The 16,666-nt window shown below is 53.0% G+C and carries 13 protein-coding genes; 5 read left to right on the forward strand and 8 right to left on the reverse strand.

Annotated elements, in window-relative coordinates; translation table 11 throughout:
- Window positions 1-90: 90 nt before the first annotated feature.
- Genes DY231_RS17250 through DY231_RS17270 form a run of 5 tightly spaced genes read right to left on the reverse strand, consistent with a single transcriptional unit; the run spans window position 91 to window position 5,295 of the window.
- Window positions 91-516, reverse strand: a complete 426-nt coding sequence (locus tag DY231_RS17250) for an ion channel (protein ID WP_034493902.1) — start codon at window positions 514-516, stop codon at window positions 91-93.
- Window position 517: 1 nt separating this feature from the next.
- Window positions 518-1,540 (reverse strand): DUF2955 domain-containing protein, encoded by a 1,023-nt coding sequence (locus DY231_RS17255; RefSeq protein WP_115630267.1) that lies wholly within the window; start codon window positions 1,538-1,540, stop codon window positions 518-520.
- An 8-nt stretch (window positions 1,541-1,548) separates the two neighbouring features.
- Complete coding sequence (locus DY231_RS17260) at window positions 1,549-2,643, reverse strand: HlyD family secretion protein (RefSeq protein ID WP_115630269.1); 1,095 nt, start codon at window positions 2,641-2,643, stop codon at window positions 1,549-1,551.
- Entirely contained in the window at window positions 2,640-4,193 is a 1,554-nt protein-coding gene (locus DY231_RS17265) for an efflux transporter outer membrane subunit (RefSeq protein ID WP_115630271.1), read from the reverse strand. Before DY231_RS17265 ends, DY231_RS17260 begins: the two co-directional genes overlap by 4 nt.
- A complete protein-coding gene (locus tag DY231_RS17270; RefSeq protein WP_115630273.1) occupies window positions 4,183-5,295 on the reverse strand; it encodes an AI-2E family transporter in 1,113 nt (370 codons plus the stop codon). Before DY231_RS17270 ends, DY231_RS17265 begins: the two co-directional genes overlap by 11 nt.
- Before the next feature lie 495 nt (window positions 5,296-5,790).
- Here DY231_RS17270 and yahO point away from each other — a divergent pair, with 495 nt between their 5' ends.
- The 5 genes from yahO (at window position 5,791) to DY231_RS17295 (ending at window position 12,682) form a co-directional block, all read left to right on the forward strand.
- Entirely contained in the window at window positions 5,791-6,069 is a 279-nt protein-coding gene (gene yahO, locus DY231_RS17275) for a DUF1471 family periplasmic protein YahO (RefSeq protein ID WP_034494561.1), read from the forward strand.
- 154 nt (window positions 6,070-6,223) lie between these two features.
- Window positions 6,224-7,684 carry a TrkH family potassium uptake protein gene (locus DY231_RS17280; protein ID WP_115630275.1) on the forward strand — a complete coding sequence of 487 codons (1,461 nt, stop codon included), beginning with the start codon at window positions 6,224-6,226 and terminating at the stop codon, window positions 7,682-7,684.
- 200 nt (window positions 7,685-7,884) lie between these two features.
- Window positions 7,885-9,249 (forward strand): MFS transporter, encoded by a 1,365-nt coding sequence (locus DY231_RS17285; protein WP_115630277.1) that lies wholly within the window; start codon window positions 7,885-7,887, stop codon window positions 9,247-9,249.
- A gap of 17 nt (window positions 9,250-9,266) precedes the next feature.
- Window positions 9,267-11,615 carry a beta-glucosidase family protein gene (locus DY231_RS17290; RefSeq protein ID WP_115630279.1) on the forward strand — a complete coding sequence of 783 codons (2,349 nt, stop codon included), beginning with the start codon at window positions 9,267-9,269 and terminating at the stop codon, window positions 11,613-11,615.
- 77 nt (window positions 11,616-11,692) lie between these two features.
- Window positions 11,693-12,682, forward strand: a complete 990-nt coding sequence (locus tag DY231_RS17295; protein ID WP_115630281.1) for a helix-turn-helix transcriptional regulator — start codon at window positions 11,693-11,695, stop codon at window positions 12,680-12,682.
- On the opposite strand, the gene DY231_RS17300 is transcribed toward DY231_RS17295, so the two are convergent.
- From DY231_RS17300 to DY231_RS17310, 3 genes are all read right to left on the reverse strand, one after another.
- A complete protein-coding gene (locus DY231_RS17300) occupies window positions 12,672-14,060 on the reverse strand; it encodes an amidohydrolase family protein (protein WP_115630283.1) in 1,389 nt (462 codons plus the stop codon). The two genes, DY231_RS17295 and DY231_RS17300, sit on opposite strands and share 11 nt — an antisense overlap.
- Before the next feature lie 15 nt (window positions 14,061-14,075).
- Window positions 14,076-15,026, reverse strand: coding sequence for a carbamate kinase family protein (locus tag DY231_RS17305; RefSeq protein WP_115630285.1), 951 nt, complete (start codon window positions 15,024-15,026; stop codon window positions 14,076-14,078).
- A 96-nt stretch (window positions 15,027-15,122) separates the two neighbouring features.
- Window positions 15,123-16,661 (reverse strand): xanthine permease, encoded by a 1,539-nt coding sequence (locus DY231_RS17310; protein WP_115630287.1) that lies wholly within the window; start codon window positions 16,659-16,661, stop codon window positions 15,123-15,125.
- Between the last annotated feature and the right edge of the window lie 5 nt (window positions 16,662-16,666).

Consider the following 16,666-nt stretch of genomic DNA (forward strand, 5'->3'; position numbering starts at 1 on the left):
ATTTAGAGAAATAATGAAATTACCGCGCCCGATAAATGACGTTGTCAGCACAAACGTCAATATATTCAGTTGGTTCGCACCGGGAAAATATTAATTTATTTTGCCAACCTGTTTACGAATATGGTGCTGTAACACCGCCAGCATACTCGCCCCGGATAAACCAATCATCAGCGCACCGTTTACGGCTTCGAGCGGGCCAAGCAGTTTCCATTTCGCGCTCATCACGATATCGCCGTAACCCAGCGTGGCAAAGTTAACGCCCGAGTGATAAACCGCCTCTTGCAGATTAGAAAATTCACCCAGCCACAGGAACAATATTCCCCAGAGCATGATTTGCAGCAGATTGCCCATCAACACGATAATGATAATTCCGAAGAGCGCCAATACCCCCACCAGCATGCCTTCGCGCTGGTGAAAGTGTTTGATATAAAAACGAATACACCAAACTGACACCAACGATTGCAGCAGCATATTGCACAGAATGACCGGCATTCCCGTGAGCAAAACCAGTAACATTTTATTCTCCAGACCAGGTTTCGACGGCTGGACGACCACTCCGGTGCCAGCGTTCAAGAACCACCACACACGCCCAACCGTAGAGGGCAACCGCAATGTATAAAGAGCAACGCATCGCCGACGCCAGCCAGACATCCTTGCCCGAAGCGCTATCCTGAATGGCGGGGCCAAACAGAATCAGGCAGGTAATCCAGGCGTTACTCCAGAAAGAAGGTGTAAATCGACTGATAACCAGTCGCACCAGGCGCCGCGCCACCCACAGAGTCATCAGCGCCGTCAGTAATACCAGCATTAATAGCGAAGGCCAGATACTCAGCGCCAGCCAGAGCACCGCCGCGAGTAACGCGCCCATCACCGTCGAAAATACTAATTCTCGCCCGACTTGTTTTGCCACCAGCGTGTTGGCCTGTTGAGCCAGCATCACGGTTTTCATCACCGCCGGGATATAAAACGCCGGGTTACTGAGTGCCAGCAGCCACACCGGCAGCACAATAACCACCGCGCGCAGGGCTAACCTGTGCGGCGACTCAGGCGCAAGAGCCACTTTCGCGCCCCCGGCAGGCGTGGCTTGCGGCGGGAATAACACCAGTGCCAGGCGATTAACGACGGAGCCGATAATAATTCCCAGCCCCATCATTTGGGCGATGCCTATCGCCAGCGACTGCTCGATAAGCCCGGCAATCGGAATAATGGTCACGGCGACAATCAAAAGCATGGCCTGAGTGGACTTCCCACGCAGCCCCATCAGCATCAGCCAATAGAGCAGCAGCGCCGTAAACAACATTGCGGGTAACGGGTAATGAGTCAGCAGCGGCACCATCAATACCCCGCCAATCATGGTCGCCATCAGCATTAAGCCGACGACCACCCCTTTTTTAATGGGTAACGGTTTGCCCTGGCAAAGCACAATCCACGCCATGATGCAGCCCAGATGAGGCATGGGCAGAGCGAGGCCGTAACACGCAAACGTGGTGACGCCGATGCCAAACCCAATTCTCAGTACCGCACGGTCTGCGTTATGCATGGCTCACCTCAGTAGATATACGAGAACCAGCTCATTAACCGTATGTAAATGCTACCGAAGAAGCTCATCAAACCGCCGCCGTTGGCGTAAACCAGCACATCAGCCTGTCCGCCGACGCGTAGATTTTTGACCGGAGGGAAATCGTCTTTCACAAAGGCAATCTTGACCGGGAAACGCTGGGCCTGACGCAGCCAGTCGCGGTTATTATCCACCGTCGGCAAAACGCCTGCGGGCTGGCCGGGAGCCGTACTCACGCCATAGCCGATACTGCGCACCTGCCCTTTGAAAATGTGACCAGGCAGGCTGTCGAGCAAAATCGCCACTTCATCACCGGCATTAATATTGCCGATGTTATTCTCCGTCATATCCGCGCTAATCCAGACATCGCTCATCGCAACCAGCGTCATCACTGGCGCTCCCGCCCCGAGGAACTGGCCGATATCGGTGTTTAAATCCGTGACCAGGCCGCGGTTGGTCGCCACCACGAGGGTATTTTTGCGGTCGAGTTCCGCTTTATGTACCGCAGAACGCGCACTCAGCAACTGCGAGTTATTGTCCCCGGCAACGCCCGCCGCTTCGGTCGCCCGACGCACATCGGCCGCTGCCGCCGCCATTTGGCTGCGTGCGGTTTCGCGTGTCGCTTGCGCCACCTCGAGGCGACGAACGGAAATGGTGCCGGGATCTTCACGATACAAACGCTCCTGGCGTTCAGCATCTTTCGCGGCGTTTTGGTAGGCGGCAGTGGCGGCCTGTAACCCGGCTTTAGACGCAGTAATGGTTTCTTTATTCGCGTTGACGGAACTGAGCACCGTTTCATAATCCGACCGCGCTTTTGCCAGCGCGATGTCGTACGGCTCCGGGTCGAGTTCAAACAGCGGGTCGCCCGGGGCGACTTCCTGATTATCAACCACATAAACCTTCTGAATTTGCCCCGCCACTTCAGCAGAAATCGGGATGACAAACGCCTGGACTCTGGCCTGCGAAGTGTAGGGCGTGAGCCGGTCCGCCGCTAAATACCAGCAGAACAACACCACAATCGCCACCAGCAGAGTGATCACGCCACGACGGCTCGCTTGCCCTGCCGGGGATGAGGATTCGGTCATTGCTGTTTACCTTCTGTAGGCATGGTTTTTGGGGGATACGTTTCTGGTGGACGCGGTGCGGGCGGCAAAGGTTCGTCCAGCAAAGGCACCCAGTCGTCTCGCTGGCGTAAATGAGCCTCGGTTTGCGGATCAACCAGCGGGCGCTCGCGCCCTTTCTCCCAGCCGCCGCCGAGGGCTTTGTAGAGAGTGATCAAATCGCGCATCAACGCGCCCTGACTGTTAACCAGCCTTTCCTGTTGGTTAAACAAAGCCCTTTGTGAGTCCAGCACGCGCTGGAAATCGGCCATACCTTCGCGATATTGCGTGTTGGCAATCTCAAGTGAGCGGCTCGCGGCCTCGCCGGTTTGCGTCAGCAGTTCGATTTCCTGTTTATCATTGGCATAAGCGACGGCGGCGTCATCAACATCGCGAGCGGCCTGAAACACCGTATCCCGATAGCGTTCATGCAGTTGCAGGAAACGCGCATCCTGCACTAACACCTGGTTCCCAAGACGCCCCTGGTCGAGCAAATTCCAGCTAAACGTTGGCCCTGCAACCCAGGACAACGTGCTGCTGTCACCGTTGCGCCCGCTGATACCAACGCTGCCAATAAGTGAGATCGAAGGATAAAGCTCACTTTCCGCCACGCCGATCAGCGCTGACTGAGCCGCCAGTTGCCGCTCGGCGACCCGCACATCAGGTCGACGGCGTAGCAAATCCGCGGGCAATTCAGACACCAGGGCGAGATTCGCTTTCGGCAACACGCCGGTATTGCCTGCCATTTCTGGCAATGGGCCTGGCTTTCGCGCCAGAATCACGCTAAGTGCGTTTTGGTTTTGCCGCAGCGTGGTTTCGAGCTGTGGAATACTGGAAAGGGTTGAAAGATATTGTGTTTTCGCCTGCTGCACATCCAGCTCCGCGCTGTTGCCACTCAGGAACAGGCGTTCCGTGATTTGCAGGCTCCGGCGCTGGATTTTGGCGTTGCTGTCGGTGATCGCCAGCCGGGCTTCCAGGGTGCGGATGTTCATATAAATTTGCGCGACCTGTGCCGCCATCAACACCTGGATATCGTCGTACTGGGCAAGCGTTGCGAAATAGCTCGCATCTGCCGACTCCACGCCGCGCTCGAATTTACCCCAGAAATCGATTTCCCAGCCCAGATTGAAACCCGCGCCATAAGTGGTGCTGGCGATATATTTGCCGTTGCGCTGCTGCCCGCCGGTGAGCACTTCGCCGTCCCCGATGGTGGCCTGCGGGCTGCGTAAACTCTCGGCAATGCCTAATTGCGCCCGTGACTCCAGCAGGCGCAATCCGGCAATTTTGACGTCGGGATTTTTGCGCAAGGCTTCATTGATCAGCATCGTTAATGTCGGATCGTTAAGTTGCCTCCACCACTGGTCATAATTTTGCGCAGAAACCTGGGCAGACATGGTTTTCGTCGTCGGCTGCCATTGAGTGATTTCAGGAACTTGCGGTGTTTTATAGTCTGGCCCCAGAGTAGTACAAGCGGTTAAAACCAGACTGGCGCCTCCTGTTAACAGAAGACGCCTGATTCTCTCCTCACAGAGCATCTTGTCCGCTCAACGTTGGGCCGGATGGACCCTGATTGACCCAGGCCATGAAGATTCGATAACCGATCGAAAGCAGCGTCGCACCGATAAACATACCGAGAATGCCGTTGGTCGCCATACCGCCCAGCGCACCCAGCAGCACCACAGGCATGGGCACATCCACGCCGCGTCCGAGCAGCAGCGGCTTGAGCACGTTGTCCGCCATACCCGCGATAACCAGCAAAATGGTGAAGACGATGTTCATCGCCGTTCCGTGGTCGCCCGTCATCCACATAATAACGATAGCTGGCCCCGTCACCAGAATGACCGGCACCTGGGCAATCCCCAGAATCAGCGCGAGGACGAAGAAAATCCCCACCGCAGGAATGCCGGCAATCGCCATCACGATACCCGCTAACAATGCCTGAATGAACGCAACACCGATTACGCCCATCGCCACCGCCCGAATCGTATTGGTGCACAGGCGAGTTAACGCCGGGCCTTTTCTTTCATCGGTAATACGCGTGGCGATATTGGTAGCACTCACCGCACCGGCAGCGCCCCAGGCCATCATGATTCCCGCCACAATGAACGAGAACACAAAGCCAATCAGGCCGCCGCTCATACTGGCGAGAATGGTCAGCACGTGGCGAGTGATTTCCCCTAATTGCGGGCCGTAGCTTTTCACCAGGCCCGGCAAATCCGTCGAGGCTTTCATCCACACGACGTATATTTTTTCACCGACAACGGGAATAACCATCACGCGATTTGAAGGCGGTGGAATCACCAGACTATCGCTGCTCACCCGGGTAATCAGCGCGCTCACGCTATCTCCCAGCGAGGTGATCATAGCGATGGTCGGGACTACGATAAGAAGCACGCCCAGCAGAACCAGCACGGTAGCCGCCCAGCCTTGTTTATTCCCCATGCGGGAAGCAAAACGTTGATGCAATGGATATAACGTTACCGCCAGAATAAGCGCCCACAACAGCATATTCATAAAAGGTGAGATGACGGTAAAACAGAAAGATCCCAGGGCGAGGATTAATCCAAACTTGATGAACATGTCGAGAAATCGGGCAACCAACCTTTTCTCGGCATTCGAGGTATCATTAATTTCCATGATGACGTTATTCCAGGTGATGGTGACAATCGCAAGTATTCGTGGGCAGCATAAATACTAAGCCCGCGAATTAACTCGTACTCCATTAGAATAAGTTTCAACAACTTCAGTAATATAAAAGCATGAGATGTTTATTGAATGCCATCCGTTATTTGAGGATAGAATAAACAAGAGTTATTGCAATACACGCGACTTACGGCAACAACGATCAACAGTTAAATATTCACCATAAAGCTAAAAAACCGATCCAATAAAAGGATTCCAGCAGAAATCGCAGCGCATATTCCATGCGTAGCCTATATCAACGCAATTTATTTTTTATTTATTAAAAAACATAAATTTTATATACCCACGCCGCTTCGTTGTTTGTGACTGATTAATGACAAAAAAAAGCACAAATGGTCCCTTCCCTAAAGTGGCAAGAAACAGTTCTTTGAACCATAGTCTATGGGTAAGGAAAACATTTATCTTCCATAATCAAAGATGAGGTTCGTCATGAAGATAGTTAAGGGCATGTTGGTAGCATTAACGTTGGGTGCAGTATCGTTTGGTGCGTTCTCTGCTGAGCTGTTGACGAAGGAAGCTTACAACGACCACAAAGATGAATATGTGAAAGTCGGCACTATCACCACCAGTGGCGAAACGTCACCGAGTGATGCCAAAGAAGAACTCTCTAAGAAAGCCGATGAGCTTGGCGGCAAGTTTTACGTTGTCACCTCTGCTGATACCGAGAATAAAATTCACGGCACCGCAGATGTCTACAACAAGAAATAAGCGGCACATCAGTTAATCAAAAATGGGCAACCTGTGCGTTGCCCATTCTGCCCTCTTCCCACCCTTCCCATGTTCTGATAGGCATAAATACCCTATACTTTGTCGTCCTGGGTGATTGATAACCCTGAATAACGCAGGTATCTGGGTACCTCTGATGTATATATCAACACGATTCCGAATTGTTCTTCACCTTTGTTCGTTTCTGGTCGTTCTGTACAGTTTGACCATGATCCCGCCAATGTTGTTGGCTTTAGTCGAAAAAGAACGCAGCCTGTTTGGATTTCTTTATACCTTTATCATCACTTTTACTCTCGGAAGCCTGTGCTGGGTTTTAACCGGGCGGTCGAATATTCAGCTCGAAACGCGCGATGGTTTTATCATCATCGTATTGTTTTGGTTGCTTTTTTCAGTGATCAGCGCCATGCCGCTGTGGCTTGATGACAGCTACAACGTCTCTTTAGCTGATGCGATATTTGAAGGCGTTTCAGGGATTACCACCACTGGAGCGACCGTTTTCAATGATGTTTCCCTTCTCCCCAAGTCGATACTTTATTACCGGGCGCAGCTAAATTTCGTCGGCGGTCTCGGTGTCATCGTGCTCGCGGTTGCCGTGCTCCCACTGCTCGGTATTGGGGGGATGAAACTTTATCAGTCCGAAATGCCTGGGCCTTTTAAAGAAGAGAGGCTCACCCCGCGCCTTGCGGATACCGCCAAAAGCCTGTGGTTAACTTATTTACTGCTGGGCGGCGCATGTACTCTTGCGTACAAGCTCGCAGGAATGCCATTTTTCGACGCGCTGTGCCACGGCCTTTCTACCGTGTCATTGGGTGGATTTTCGACGCGCACAGAAAGCATCGGCTTTTATGATAGCTACGCGATAGAGCTGGTTGCGGGGGCATTCTCCTTGCTCTCAGCCATTAACTTCACGCTCTATTTTGTCGCCCTCGCACGCCGCAGCCTTAAACCTTTCCTCAAAAGTGCCGAGCTGCGATTCTTCCTGCTGGTCGCAAGTGTAGTGATTTTAATCATCACTCTCGAAGTCTGGCGAGCCGGAATGTACGCCCTTCCGGCCTCGTTCGTGCATGCCTTTTTCCTGACCAGCTCAATGATTACCGACAACGGGCTTTCTCCCGGCGATTACGCCTCCTGGCCGGTTCACACCATCGTACTGCTGCTTTCAGCCAGCTTCTTTGGCGGCTGCGTAGGTTCAACCTGTGGTGGGATCAAAGCGCTGCGTTTCCTGGTGTTATTTAAGCAGACGCGTCATGAAGTACACCAGCTCGCCCACCCCCGCGCGGTGATGAGTATTCGCGTCGGAAACTCGCCGATAAACGACAGAGTGCTGCGCTCGGTGTGGAGTTTCTTCTTTCTCTACGTGGTGTGCACCTGCTTCTTTATCTGGATGCTCAACTTGCAGGGTTATGACTTATTAACCTCTTTCGCCACCGTTGCAGCCTGTATTAACAATATGGGATTAGGTTTTGGCGAGACTGCGGCAGGTTTTGGCACGTTAAATGATAGCGCTAAATATTTGATGTGCGCCGCGATGTTATTGGGGCGACTTGAGATATATCCGGTGCTGATTTTATTCTCGAGGACGTTCTGGAGGAGTTAAGGGGCGGCGCCTGTGAGGGTTTGTGGTTTTCCACAACCCCTCATGAGGGTATAACTGCTCTCCCGTGACTCACCTCACACTTCCTCCTCAAACTCCGAAAACAACAAAAAACAGCAATTCACCAGACAAATAACGGAAAGTGATAAAAAAACGGCCAACGTATACTGGACTGACATTAGTCAATCAAGATGGTAATAATAATGACAACTGTACCTACACCGCTTTCGGACAGTTACGTAAAAATAGGCGCTAAAGAAAAGATATGTTATGGCTTTGGCGACTTCGCCTCTAACTTATCCTTTGGATTTGTCTCGCTTTTCTTACTCTATTTTTATACCAACATCTATGGTATTTCCGCCGCACAAGCCAGTTTGATTTTTGTTATTGCACGCGTCACCGATGCTATTTTTAATATTTTCATCGGCTATGCGGTGGATAAAACTCGCAGCCGTTACGGGAAACTCAGACCTTATTTATTATACGGTTCCATTCCGCTGGGCCTGCTGACGGTATTGTGTTTCCTGACCGTCGAAGGCGATTTTAAATTCTTGTACGCCCTGCTCTCTTATACGCTTTATTGCCTGGCCTACACCGCCGTCAACACGCCTTACTCCGCGCTCACCAATCGCCTGACCCAACACGAAGGCTCGCGCGCGTCGCTGTCGGTTTATCGCTTCGTGCTGGCGATTTTTGGTTATCTTCTGGTTTCGACCACCGCCGATAGTTTGATTTCACGCTTTACCGATAACCATATGGGATATGTCTTTGTGGTGTCGTGCTTTGCGCTGTTGGCGACTTTCTTCTTTTTGGCCTGTTTTGCCACCACCAAAGAGCGCGTAACAGACGACGATGATCAAGCCGCACCCACGCTGAAAGAAATGTTATCGGCGGTTGCCAGCAACACCCCGTTAATTAATTTATCGGCGTATACCGTATTTGTTTATATCGCCTACACCGTGTGGATGGCGATTGCGATTTATTTCATTAAATACATTATTCATGACGAAAACTTTACCGCGCAGTTCTTTGCTATTCAGTCTGCCGCTTATATTGCGGGCACCATCGTCACCGAAAAACTTATCGCCTGGATGGGCAAAAAGAGCACCACCATGCTGGCGATGATGGTGGGAATTGTCGGGTTGCTGCTGCAATACTTTGTCGCGGGAGACAATATCTGGCTCATTATGGGCGGCGTTAGCCTGTATAGCATCACGTTGGGTATGGGCTTTGTCACCATGTGGTCAATGATTGCCGACACCGTGGAATATGCCGAATGGAAACACGGTGTGCGCACCGAAGGGGCTATTTATGGCTTCTTCAATTTCATCACCAAAATAGCCATGGCCATTGGCGGAGGTTGCGCGGGGTGGGTGCTCGATTATTTCGATTACAACGCCGCCAGTATTAGCCCAAGTGCGCTTAAAGGAATCAACATTATGATGACGTTATTCCCCGGAGCCATGTTCGCCATCGCCGCCGTGTTTATGGTTTTCTATTCTCTGGATGAAAAAACCTATCGCGACATCATTATTAAAATTTCGCAGCGCAAACAGCACGCCGTTTAATGCCGAGGATGACGAAAATGACCACTCAATTTAATGCCCTTATTGCTGCCATGACCGCTGAAGAAAAAGTGGCTCTCCTGACCGGAAAAGGATTATGGCGCACAGCATCTTTGCCGCAACACGGCATTGAAGATATCGTCATGACCGACGGCACATACGGCGTGCGTTACAGCACCAGCCAGATAGAACAGGGCGAAAAATGGAGCATGGATGACTTTATCTCCGTGATTTCCCAAAGCGCGGGTGATGCATCCAATAACGAAAACCAACCGCGCGGCGGCAGCGAATCGTTGTTCAGCCAGTCCAAACCCGCCACCTGCTTCCCGAATGGTTCGACACTCGCCTGTAGCTGGGACACCGATCTTATTTACCAGATGGGTCAGGCCCTGGGGCGCGAATGCCAGGAAATGGGCGTCGGGATTTTGCTCGGGCCGGGCATTAATATCCGCCGCACGCCCCTTGCCGGGCGCAGTTATGAATACTATTCCGAGGACCCGGTTGTCAGCGGCGATATCGCCGCCGCGCTGATTAACGGCTTGCAGGATGAAGGCGTCGGCGCAAGCCTGAAACACTTCGCCTGCAATAACTCCGAGTTCCGCCGCACCGAAATGGACTCGATAGTAGACGAACGGGCGCTGCGCGAAATCTACCTCGCAGGCTTCAAACGGGCGATTGATAAATCCCAGCCGTGGACGGTCATGTCCTCCTACAACCGTTTGAACGGCGTGCAGACCTCGCAAGACTCATTCTTGTTAAGCCAGGTTTTGCGCGACGAATGGCAATACAACGGGCTGGTGATGTCCGACTGGTACGGGATTAAAGACCGCCCCGCGTCTTTACTGGCAGGCAACGATCTGGCCATGCCAGAAACTCCGCGCGACAAACAGGAATTGCTGGCAGCCATTGAGCGCGATGAAATTCCCGCTGAAATCCTCGACCGCGCTTGTCTGCGTATGCTTGAGCTGCTCGATAAAGTGCAGCGCAACCGCCGTCCGGGTTATCGCGCCGACTTTAACCAGCACCACCGTCTTGCCCAAAAACTGGCGGCGGAGTCCATCGTATTGCTGAAAAACGAACACGATTTGCTGCCTTTGACGCCTGGGTCGATGCGCAATATCGCCATTCTGGGTAAACCTGCGCAAGAGCCAGTGATTCAGGGTTCAGGCTGCGCGACCACCGTTCCCTGGTTGCTCGACAGACCGCTCGATGAAATCTTTGAAGTCGCCGGGGATAATTTTAATATCCGTTACTCCGTTGGCACGCCGGACGATAACACCCTCGATCAGCAAGCCATGGAAAACGCCGTAGAAACCGCGCGTACCGCCGATGTCGCGATCATCTTCGTCAGCACCGCAATTGGTGAAGACGGCGAAAACGGCGATCGCCAGGATCTGAATATTTTGCCTTCTCACGAGGCGTTAATTCTTGCCGTTGCGCAAGTGCAGCCCAATGTCGTCGTGGTTTTAGCCAATAGCGATGCGGTCGTCATGCCCTGGCTTTCAAGCTGTAGCGCCCTGCTGGAAACCTTTTTCGCCGGGCAAGGCATGGGTCGCGCCGTGGCCGATATTCTGTTTGGCAACACAAACCCTTGCGGCAAACTCACCACCACGCTGCCAAACTCGCTGGAGGAAACCCCCGCCTGGCTGAGTTATCCGGGTGAAAACCTGCGTCACCATTACAGCGAAGGGTTATTTGTCGGCTACCGTTATTACGATAAGCGCCGCATCACGCCACTCTTCCCGTTCGGGTTTGGTTTGAGCTACACCCGTTTTGATTACACCAACCTGCAAATTTCCGAGCCAGACTGGCAGTCAGAAAACCCGCTTCAAATTAACGTCGATATCACTAACAGCGGCAAACGGGCGGGCAAAGAGATTGTGCAGCTGTATCTGAGTGCGCCACAGGGCGAACTGCAACGTGAAACCCAGGCGCTTAAAACCTTCGCCAAAGTGGCACTGGAAGCGGGAGAAACGCGAACCGTCACGCTGCCATTAAACCGCGAGGATTTGGCTTACTACAATCCGGCGATTAACCGCTGGGTGATTGATAGCGGGCTATATCAAATTAAAGTGGGGAAATCATCGCGGGATATCGCGCTGGAAATGGAAATTAACGTCACCAGCGAGCCGGTTTACTTACCGATTCGCAGCGACAACTCGGTGCTGTTACTTATCCAGAACCCGCCTGCTTTCGCCCGCGTCGCAAAATTGATTGCCAGCAAAAATGGGCAAACTCCAGAAGCGGTGCAGGAAAAACTGACTGTTATGGCACCCGATTTTATCTTCGGCCTGTTCGTCACACTGACAGACTTTTTGGGGCTGGATATCAGCCGCCAGGAGCTGGACGCGGCATTGTCCGAAATCTGATATTCTCAATTTGCCCATGGAATGGGCTTTGCCATTTTAGCTCGGAGCAAAGCCCAAATAAATCTGGAGCAAAACGTATGTTTCCCTTCTCAGTCACACGCAAACTGGTCTCCTCCCCGCAGCCGCCGGCCTCCGGGCAATCGGGCTGCGAACTGATTGCGTTCGATGCAGAACAGCTAAACGTTTTCTCCGCCGAAGTCCGTTATTGTGAACCGCACTGGCACCCGGCTCCCGAGTTGATTCTGGTGTTATCGGGTTCATTTTCGATGGCGGTAAGCGAAGAAACCCACCCGCTTGCGGCGGGTGAAATGTTGTATATCAACGCCGAAGAAGTCCATTCGCTCGAAGCTCGCGAACCGGCGAGCAGCCTGCTGACCGTACAATTTTCGCCGCATCTTTTTGATAAAACGCACCGCACGCCACGGCTGGAATTTCGCACAACGCATGAAACGTTAAGCGAAAGCGACCGCCGAATTTACCGTGCACTGGCATCACTGATTGAAAACTTAATCCGTCAGGCGAGTGCCTTTAGCCGCATCGCCGCCGTTTATCTGCTGCTGGATGCGCTGGAAAAAGGCGCTTCACCGGCCCTGAAAAGCCAGATACACGCCCGCGATATTGTGCTTATCAAGGAGAGCATTGAGTTTATTAATCAGCATTTTGACGAGGATTTAACGTTGGGGCAGATTGCTGAACAGGCCGGAGTCAGTTATCACCATTTCTCCCGAACCTTCAAGAAAGTCAGCAATCACAACTTCAAAGAGTATTTGACGTTAATCAGAACCAACAAAGCGCGGCAGTTATTAAAAGACACCCAAATTCCGATTACTGAAATCAGCCAGATATGCGGTTTTCGTGAACATAAACATCTGATTTTCGCCTTTAACAAATACTGTTCTATGACGCCAACCGAATTCCGCAAACGCTATTTAAGCAGCCTGAATATTCCACAATCTGAGATTGAAATGGCAGAAGATTGCCGCTGTCTGCCGTTAAATGAACCCTTGCTTAATCAGCTTGTTGCGTTAGCGGAGCATCCTTGCCCGCAAACCGTCACTACACGCTAAGCGCACCCCACACCAAATTGCCTTTATGGAACGTGGCGGTACGAGGCGAAATACGCGCCACCGCTTCGGCAGAACATGACGCATCCACCAGCACAAAGCTCGCGTCATCCTGCGCTTTTGGCCATACGCGCTCGCCTTTGTCGTTCAGCGGCAGCACGTTGCCGGTGGCAATCGCAAGGGATCGTGAAAGATTCAGCTCGCTCACCCGCATATAAAGTTGCGCATACAAGTTAGCTTTTTCCAGCATGTCGCCCAGGCCATATGGCGACCAGTGGTCGATCACGCTGTCGGTACCGGTCATCACAAACACACCCTTGTCTTGTAACTGCTTGAGCGGCATATGCAGGGTGCCAATCGGCACCGTGGAGGCGATGGTGATTTGCTGTGCCGCCATGCGCGTAGCGATGGCATCCACTTCTTGTTCGTTCATCATCGCCAGCGCAAACGCGTGGCTGATGGTGACTTTGCCTTTCAGTTCCGGGGTTTTCTCCACCGTTTCTACCATGTAGTTCACCGCCGCGATCCCGGCTGGGCTGGTTTCATGCAGATGAATATCAACGCCTTTTTTGTAGTCGATGGCTATCTGGAACATGGTATCTAAGGATTTTTCCATCGCGCCATCGACGTTCGTCGGGTCAAGCCCGCCGACGTAGTGAGCGCCCGCTTGCATCGCATCGCGCATCAACGCAACGGAGTTCGAGTGCAGCAAACCGTGCTGCGGAAACGCAACGATTTCACAGCTAAAACCAGACTTACGGCGTTCCAGAACTGCTTGCAGATTCTCGAGGTTTTTCAGGCCGGAAACCGGCTCCACGTTGCAATGGCTGCGGGCGATGGTCGAGCCTTTCGATTGAATCAAATCAATCAGCTTTTCGGCACGTTCCTGCGTGACCGGTTGCAGCTCAGGCAGCAGTTTTTGCTCCAGGGCAATCATATCCAGAATGGTGGTTCCCGCCGGGCGGTTGTGTACGCGCCATGGGCCGCCGTAGAAGGTTTTATCGAGGTGAATGTGCATATCGCGCATCGCTGGCAGCAACAGTTTTCCTGACGCATCGTAATGGGCGAGCGTGGCGTCCGGGTGTTGTTTATTTGCGAGCAATGCCGCAATTTTGCCGTCTTTAATTTCCAGCGTTTTCAGCTCGGTTTGCGTACCGACAATCGTCTGCCCGTCGCGTGCAAAACCGGCTTCTAGCAACACGTTGTCGAGATAGTAATGGGATTCTTTGATGGCGCTCATACGATTGTCCGTTTCACAGGCGATGGAAGCTGGTTTAGCAGCATACGCCATCGAACCGGTCGCGCCAAAGAGCGCACAAGCCGCCGCCACTTTGCCACCGCCGCTCAGAAATTCACGGCGGCTTTTTTCTGCATTATTCATCGAGTTCTCCCACTCTTAATCATTCACAATATGCGTGCCAGTTTCGCCGCGCAGTGCGGCAGGTAATTTTTCAGGGGTGGTGATAATCACGCGTTTGCCGCCGTTGCGCAGGAACGCCAGGCTGGCGGTGATTTTCGGCAGCATGCTTCCCGGCGGGAAATGCCCTTCTTCGCTAAAACGCGCCATTTGTTCGACGGTGACTTCATCGAGCGCACGTTGCTCAGGCTTGCCAAAGTGAATACACACTTTCTCCACACCAGTGCTAATCACCAGAATGTCAGCATTCACTTCGCGAGCCAGCAGCGCGGTGGAAAGATCTTTGTCGATAACCGCATCGACACTTTGGTAGTCGCCCTGCTCGCTGCGAACTACCGGAATCCCGCCGCCGCCCGCGCCAATCACCACAAAACCTTGTTTGATTAGCGCGCTGATGGCGTCCGCTTCGACAATACGTTTCGGTTCTGGCGAGGCCACAACCCGACGGTATCCACGCCCGGAATCTTCAACAAATCGCCAGTCCGGATGGGCGAGTTTCAGCGCTTCGCACTGCTGCGTGCTAAAGAACGCGCCAATCGGTTTGGTCGGATGGGTAAAGTTAGGATCGTTTTTACCCACTTCCACCTGAGTAATTACGGTCACGGCTTTTTTATCGCCGCATTTTCCGAGGCGGTTATTGAGCGCCTGCTGAATCAGATAGCCGATGCCGCCCTGGGTATCTGCCACGCAATTTGCCAGCGGCGTGAGCGGCAGGCCCTCTTTCTCATGGGCGATTTCCGCCCGGCGTAAATCAAGGCCGACCTGCGGGCCGTTACCGTGAGTCAGCACGATGTCGTAGTCCGACGAGAGCATTTCCAGCACCGTTTCGGCGACTTCTTTTACCGCGATTTGCTGATGTTCAACTGACTGGCTGGCGTTATCTTTGATGATGCTGTTGCCGCCAATCGCCACAACCACGAGCTGTTTCATTGTTTTTATCCTTGTAGGGCAAGGGCCGGTGGATGACGCGTACTTATCCACCCTACAAAACCGTAGGGCGGATAAGTACGCGTCATCCGCCATTTTTTATACCGAAGTCACAACCTCTGATGCCGCTTCACGACGGTCGAGCACATGCTTCACCACAAACATCGCGCCCATCATCAAATAAGCGGTGACAAACATCAGCGAACTGCCCTGCGCAAAGCCGACCATCGGCGCGTGAATCACGCCAAACAGCGCCAGCAATGCACCGACCACCGCCGCCACCGCGCCGCGTAACGGCTTGTTGATAATCGCGAAAATAGCCACGCAACCCCACAACATACTGGCGAGCGGTGCGCCGTTCCCCAGATGCACCAGGCCCTGATAAAACACGCCTTTATGCGCCAGCGCTTCCGGACCGATTTTCGCCGCCGTTGTGCCCGCTGCGGCCATCACGCTGTTCACCATGGTCAGCGCCCAGTTGGCTATCCACGGGAACAGGCAGATGAAGATTACCGGCACCTCTATTTTCGGCGTTTCGCGCACCACCTGGTTTGCCGTCACCACGCCGATAAACACCAGAATCGGCACAATCGCGGTCATCGGAATAATGGCGAGCATGAACGCCCCAAGGCCAAACAACGGCACGATAAACATGGTGACGCCAGACGCCAGCGTGTAACCGATACTCGCGCCCATCGCCTTCCAACCCGCATGACCGACGTACACCGTGACCGGGAACGGGTTCCCCATCAGGCAACCGAGCGTGGAGGCCAGCCCGTTGGTCAGCATCACTTTACGCGTGTTGTATTCATCACCCGCTGCGTGGGCGCTTTCGATGTTTTCCAGGTCAAAAATGTAGTTCGCCAACCCCAACGGAACCGCCGATGCCAGGTACGGCAGCGCGTGCGGCAAGCCTTGCAGGAAGCTATCGACATGAATCGATGGCGGGTTAAAACCGAACGAGGACATCGATGCTTTGATGGCTTCCGGGCTTTGCAGGCCAGAAATCCACGCCAGCGCCGTACCCGCAACCAGCAGCAATAAGCCGGTTGGAATGCGCGCAAACATCGGTTTTTTACCAAACCAGTTAATGAAAATCAGCAGCAGAACGATGAAGGAAACCGTCGGCGCTTCAAATGCCTGAAGCATCGGGTTCATCGCCAACAGCAACAAACCTAAGCCCGACAAACACGACAGCAGCACGGTACGCGGGATCATCTTGCGAATGGTTTCGCCGAGGAACGAACCGCCCACCAGAATCATCGCTTCAACAAAACACCACACCAGGCCAATCTGAATCGCAAACTCTGCGTCGCCGGTTTGCTGGTAGACCGGCATCAATACCAAAAACGTCACGGTAAAGATGGACGGCGCACTTGGCCCGGAAGGCAGCGCGGTCACATCTTTGCGCCCTGTCTCTTTTGCCAGTTGCAAGCCGAACCACGCGTAGCAAATGCTCGCCACCAGCACCGCCAGCCCGAAGGCTGGCGCAATGCGCCCGTAAACAATCTCAGTCGGAATACCCACCACAAAAATGAGTAACCCCATCATGGTCAGCAAGTTAGTCAGGTTGTTGGTCATCAACCCGAAATATGCCGCCCAGTCACCGCGTTTCCACTCAAGCTTAACGTTTGTCATCGGGG

Source organism: Buttiauxella agrestis (assembly GCF_900446255.1).
Classification (GTDB): Bacteria; Pseudomonadota; Gammaproteobacteria; order Enterobacterales; family Enterobacteriaceae; genus Buttiauxella; species Buttiauxella agrestis.

What these genes read in the sequence shown, in the direction of transcription:
- DY231_RS17260 (WP_115630269.1), bottom strand. Translation starts at nt 2,643, where the DNA reads ATGACCGAATCCTCATCCCCGGCAGGGCAAGCGAGCCGTCGTGGCGTG.
- DY231_RS17250 (WP_034493902.1), bottom strand. Translation starts at nt 516, where the DNA reads ATGTTACTGGTTTTGCTCACGGGAATGCCGGTCATTCTGTGCAATATG.
- DY231_RS17295 (WP_115630281.1), top strand. Translation starts at nt 11,693, where the DNA reads ATGTTTCCCTTCTCAGTCACACGCAAACTGGTCTCCTCCCCGCAGCCG.
- DY231_RS17305 (WP_115630285.1), bottom strand. Translation starts at nt 15,026, where the DNA reads ATGAAACAGCTCGTGGTTGTGGCGATTGGCGGCAACAGCATCATCAAA.
- yahO (WP_034494561.1), top strand. Translation starts at nt 5,791, where the DNA reads ATGAAGATAGTTAAGGGCATGTTGGTAGCATTAACGTTGGGTGCAGTA.
- DY231_RS17255 (WP_115630267.1), bottom strand. Translation starts at nt 1,540, where the DNA reads ATGCATAACGCAGACCGTGCGGTACTGAGAATTGGGTTTGGCATCGGC.
- DY231_RS17290 (WP_115630279.1), top strand. Translation starts at nt 9,267, where the DNA reads ATGACCACTCAATTTAATGCCCTTATTGCTGCCATGACCGCTGAAGAA.
- DY231_RS17310 (WP_115630287.1), bottom strand. Translation starts at nt 16,661, where the DNA reads ATGACAAACGTTAAGCTTGAGTGGAAACGCGGTGACTGGGCGGCATAT.
- DY231_RS17300 (WP_115630283.1), bottom strand. Translation starts at nt 14,060, where the DNA reads ATGAATAATGCAGAAAAAAGCCGCCGTGAATTTCTGAGCGGCGGTGGC.
- DY231_RS17285 (WP_115630277.1), top strand. Translation starts at nt 7,885, where the DNA reads ATGACAACTGTACCTACACCGCTTTCGGACAGTTACGTAAAAATAGGC.
- DY231_RS17280 (WP_115630275.1), top strand. Translation starts at nt 6,224, where the DNA reads ATGTATATATCAACACGATTCCGAATTGTTCTTCACCTTTGTTCGTTT.
- DY231_RS17265 (WP_115630271.1), bottom strand. Translation starts at nt 4,193, where the DNA reads ATGCTCTGTGAGGAGAGAATCAGGCGTCTTCTGTTAACAGGAGGCGCC.
- DY231_RS17270 (WP_115630273.1), bottom strand. Translation starts at nt 5,295, where the DNA reads ATGGAAATTAATGATACCTCGAATGCCGAGAAAAGGTTGGTTGCCCGA.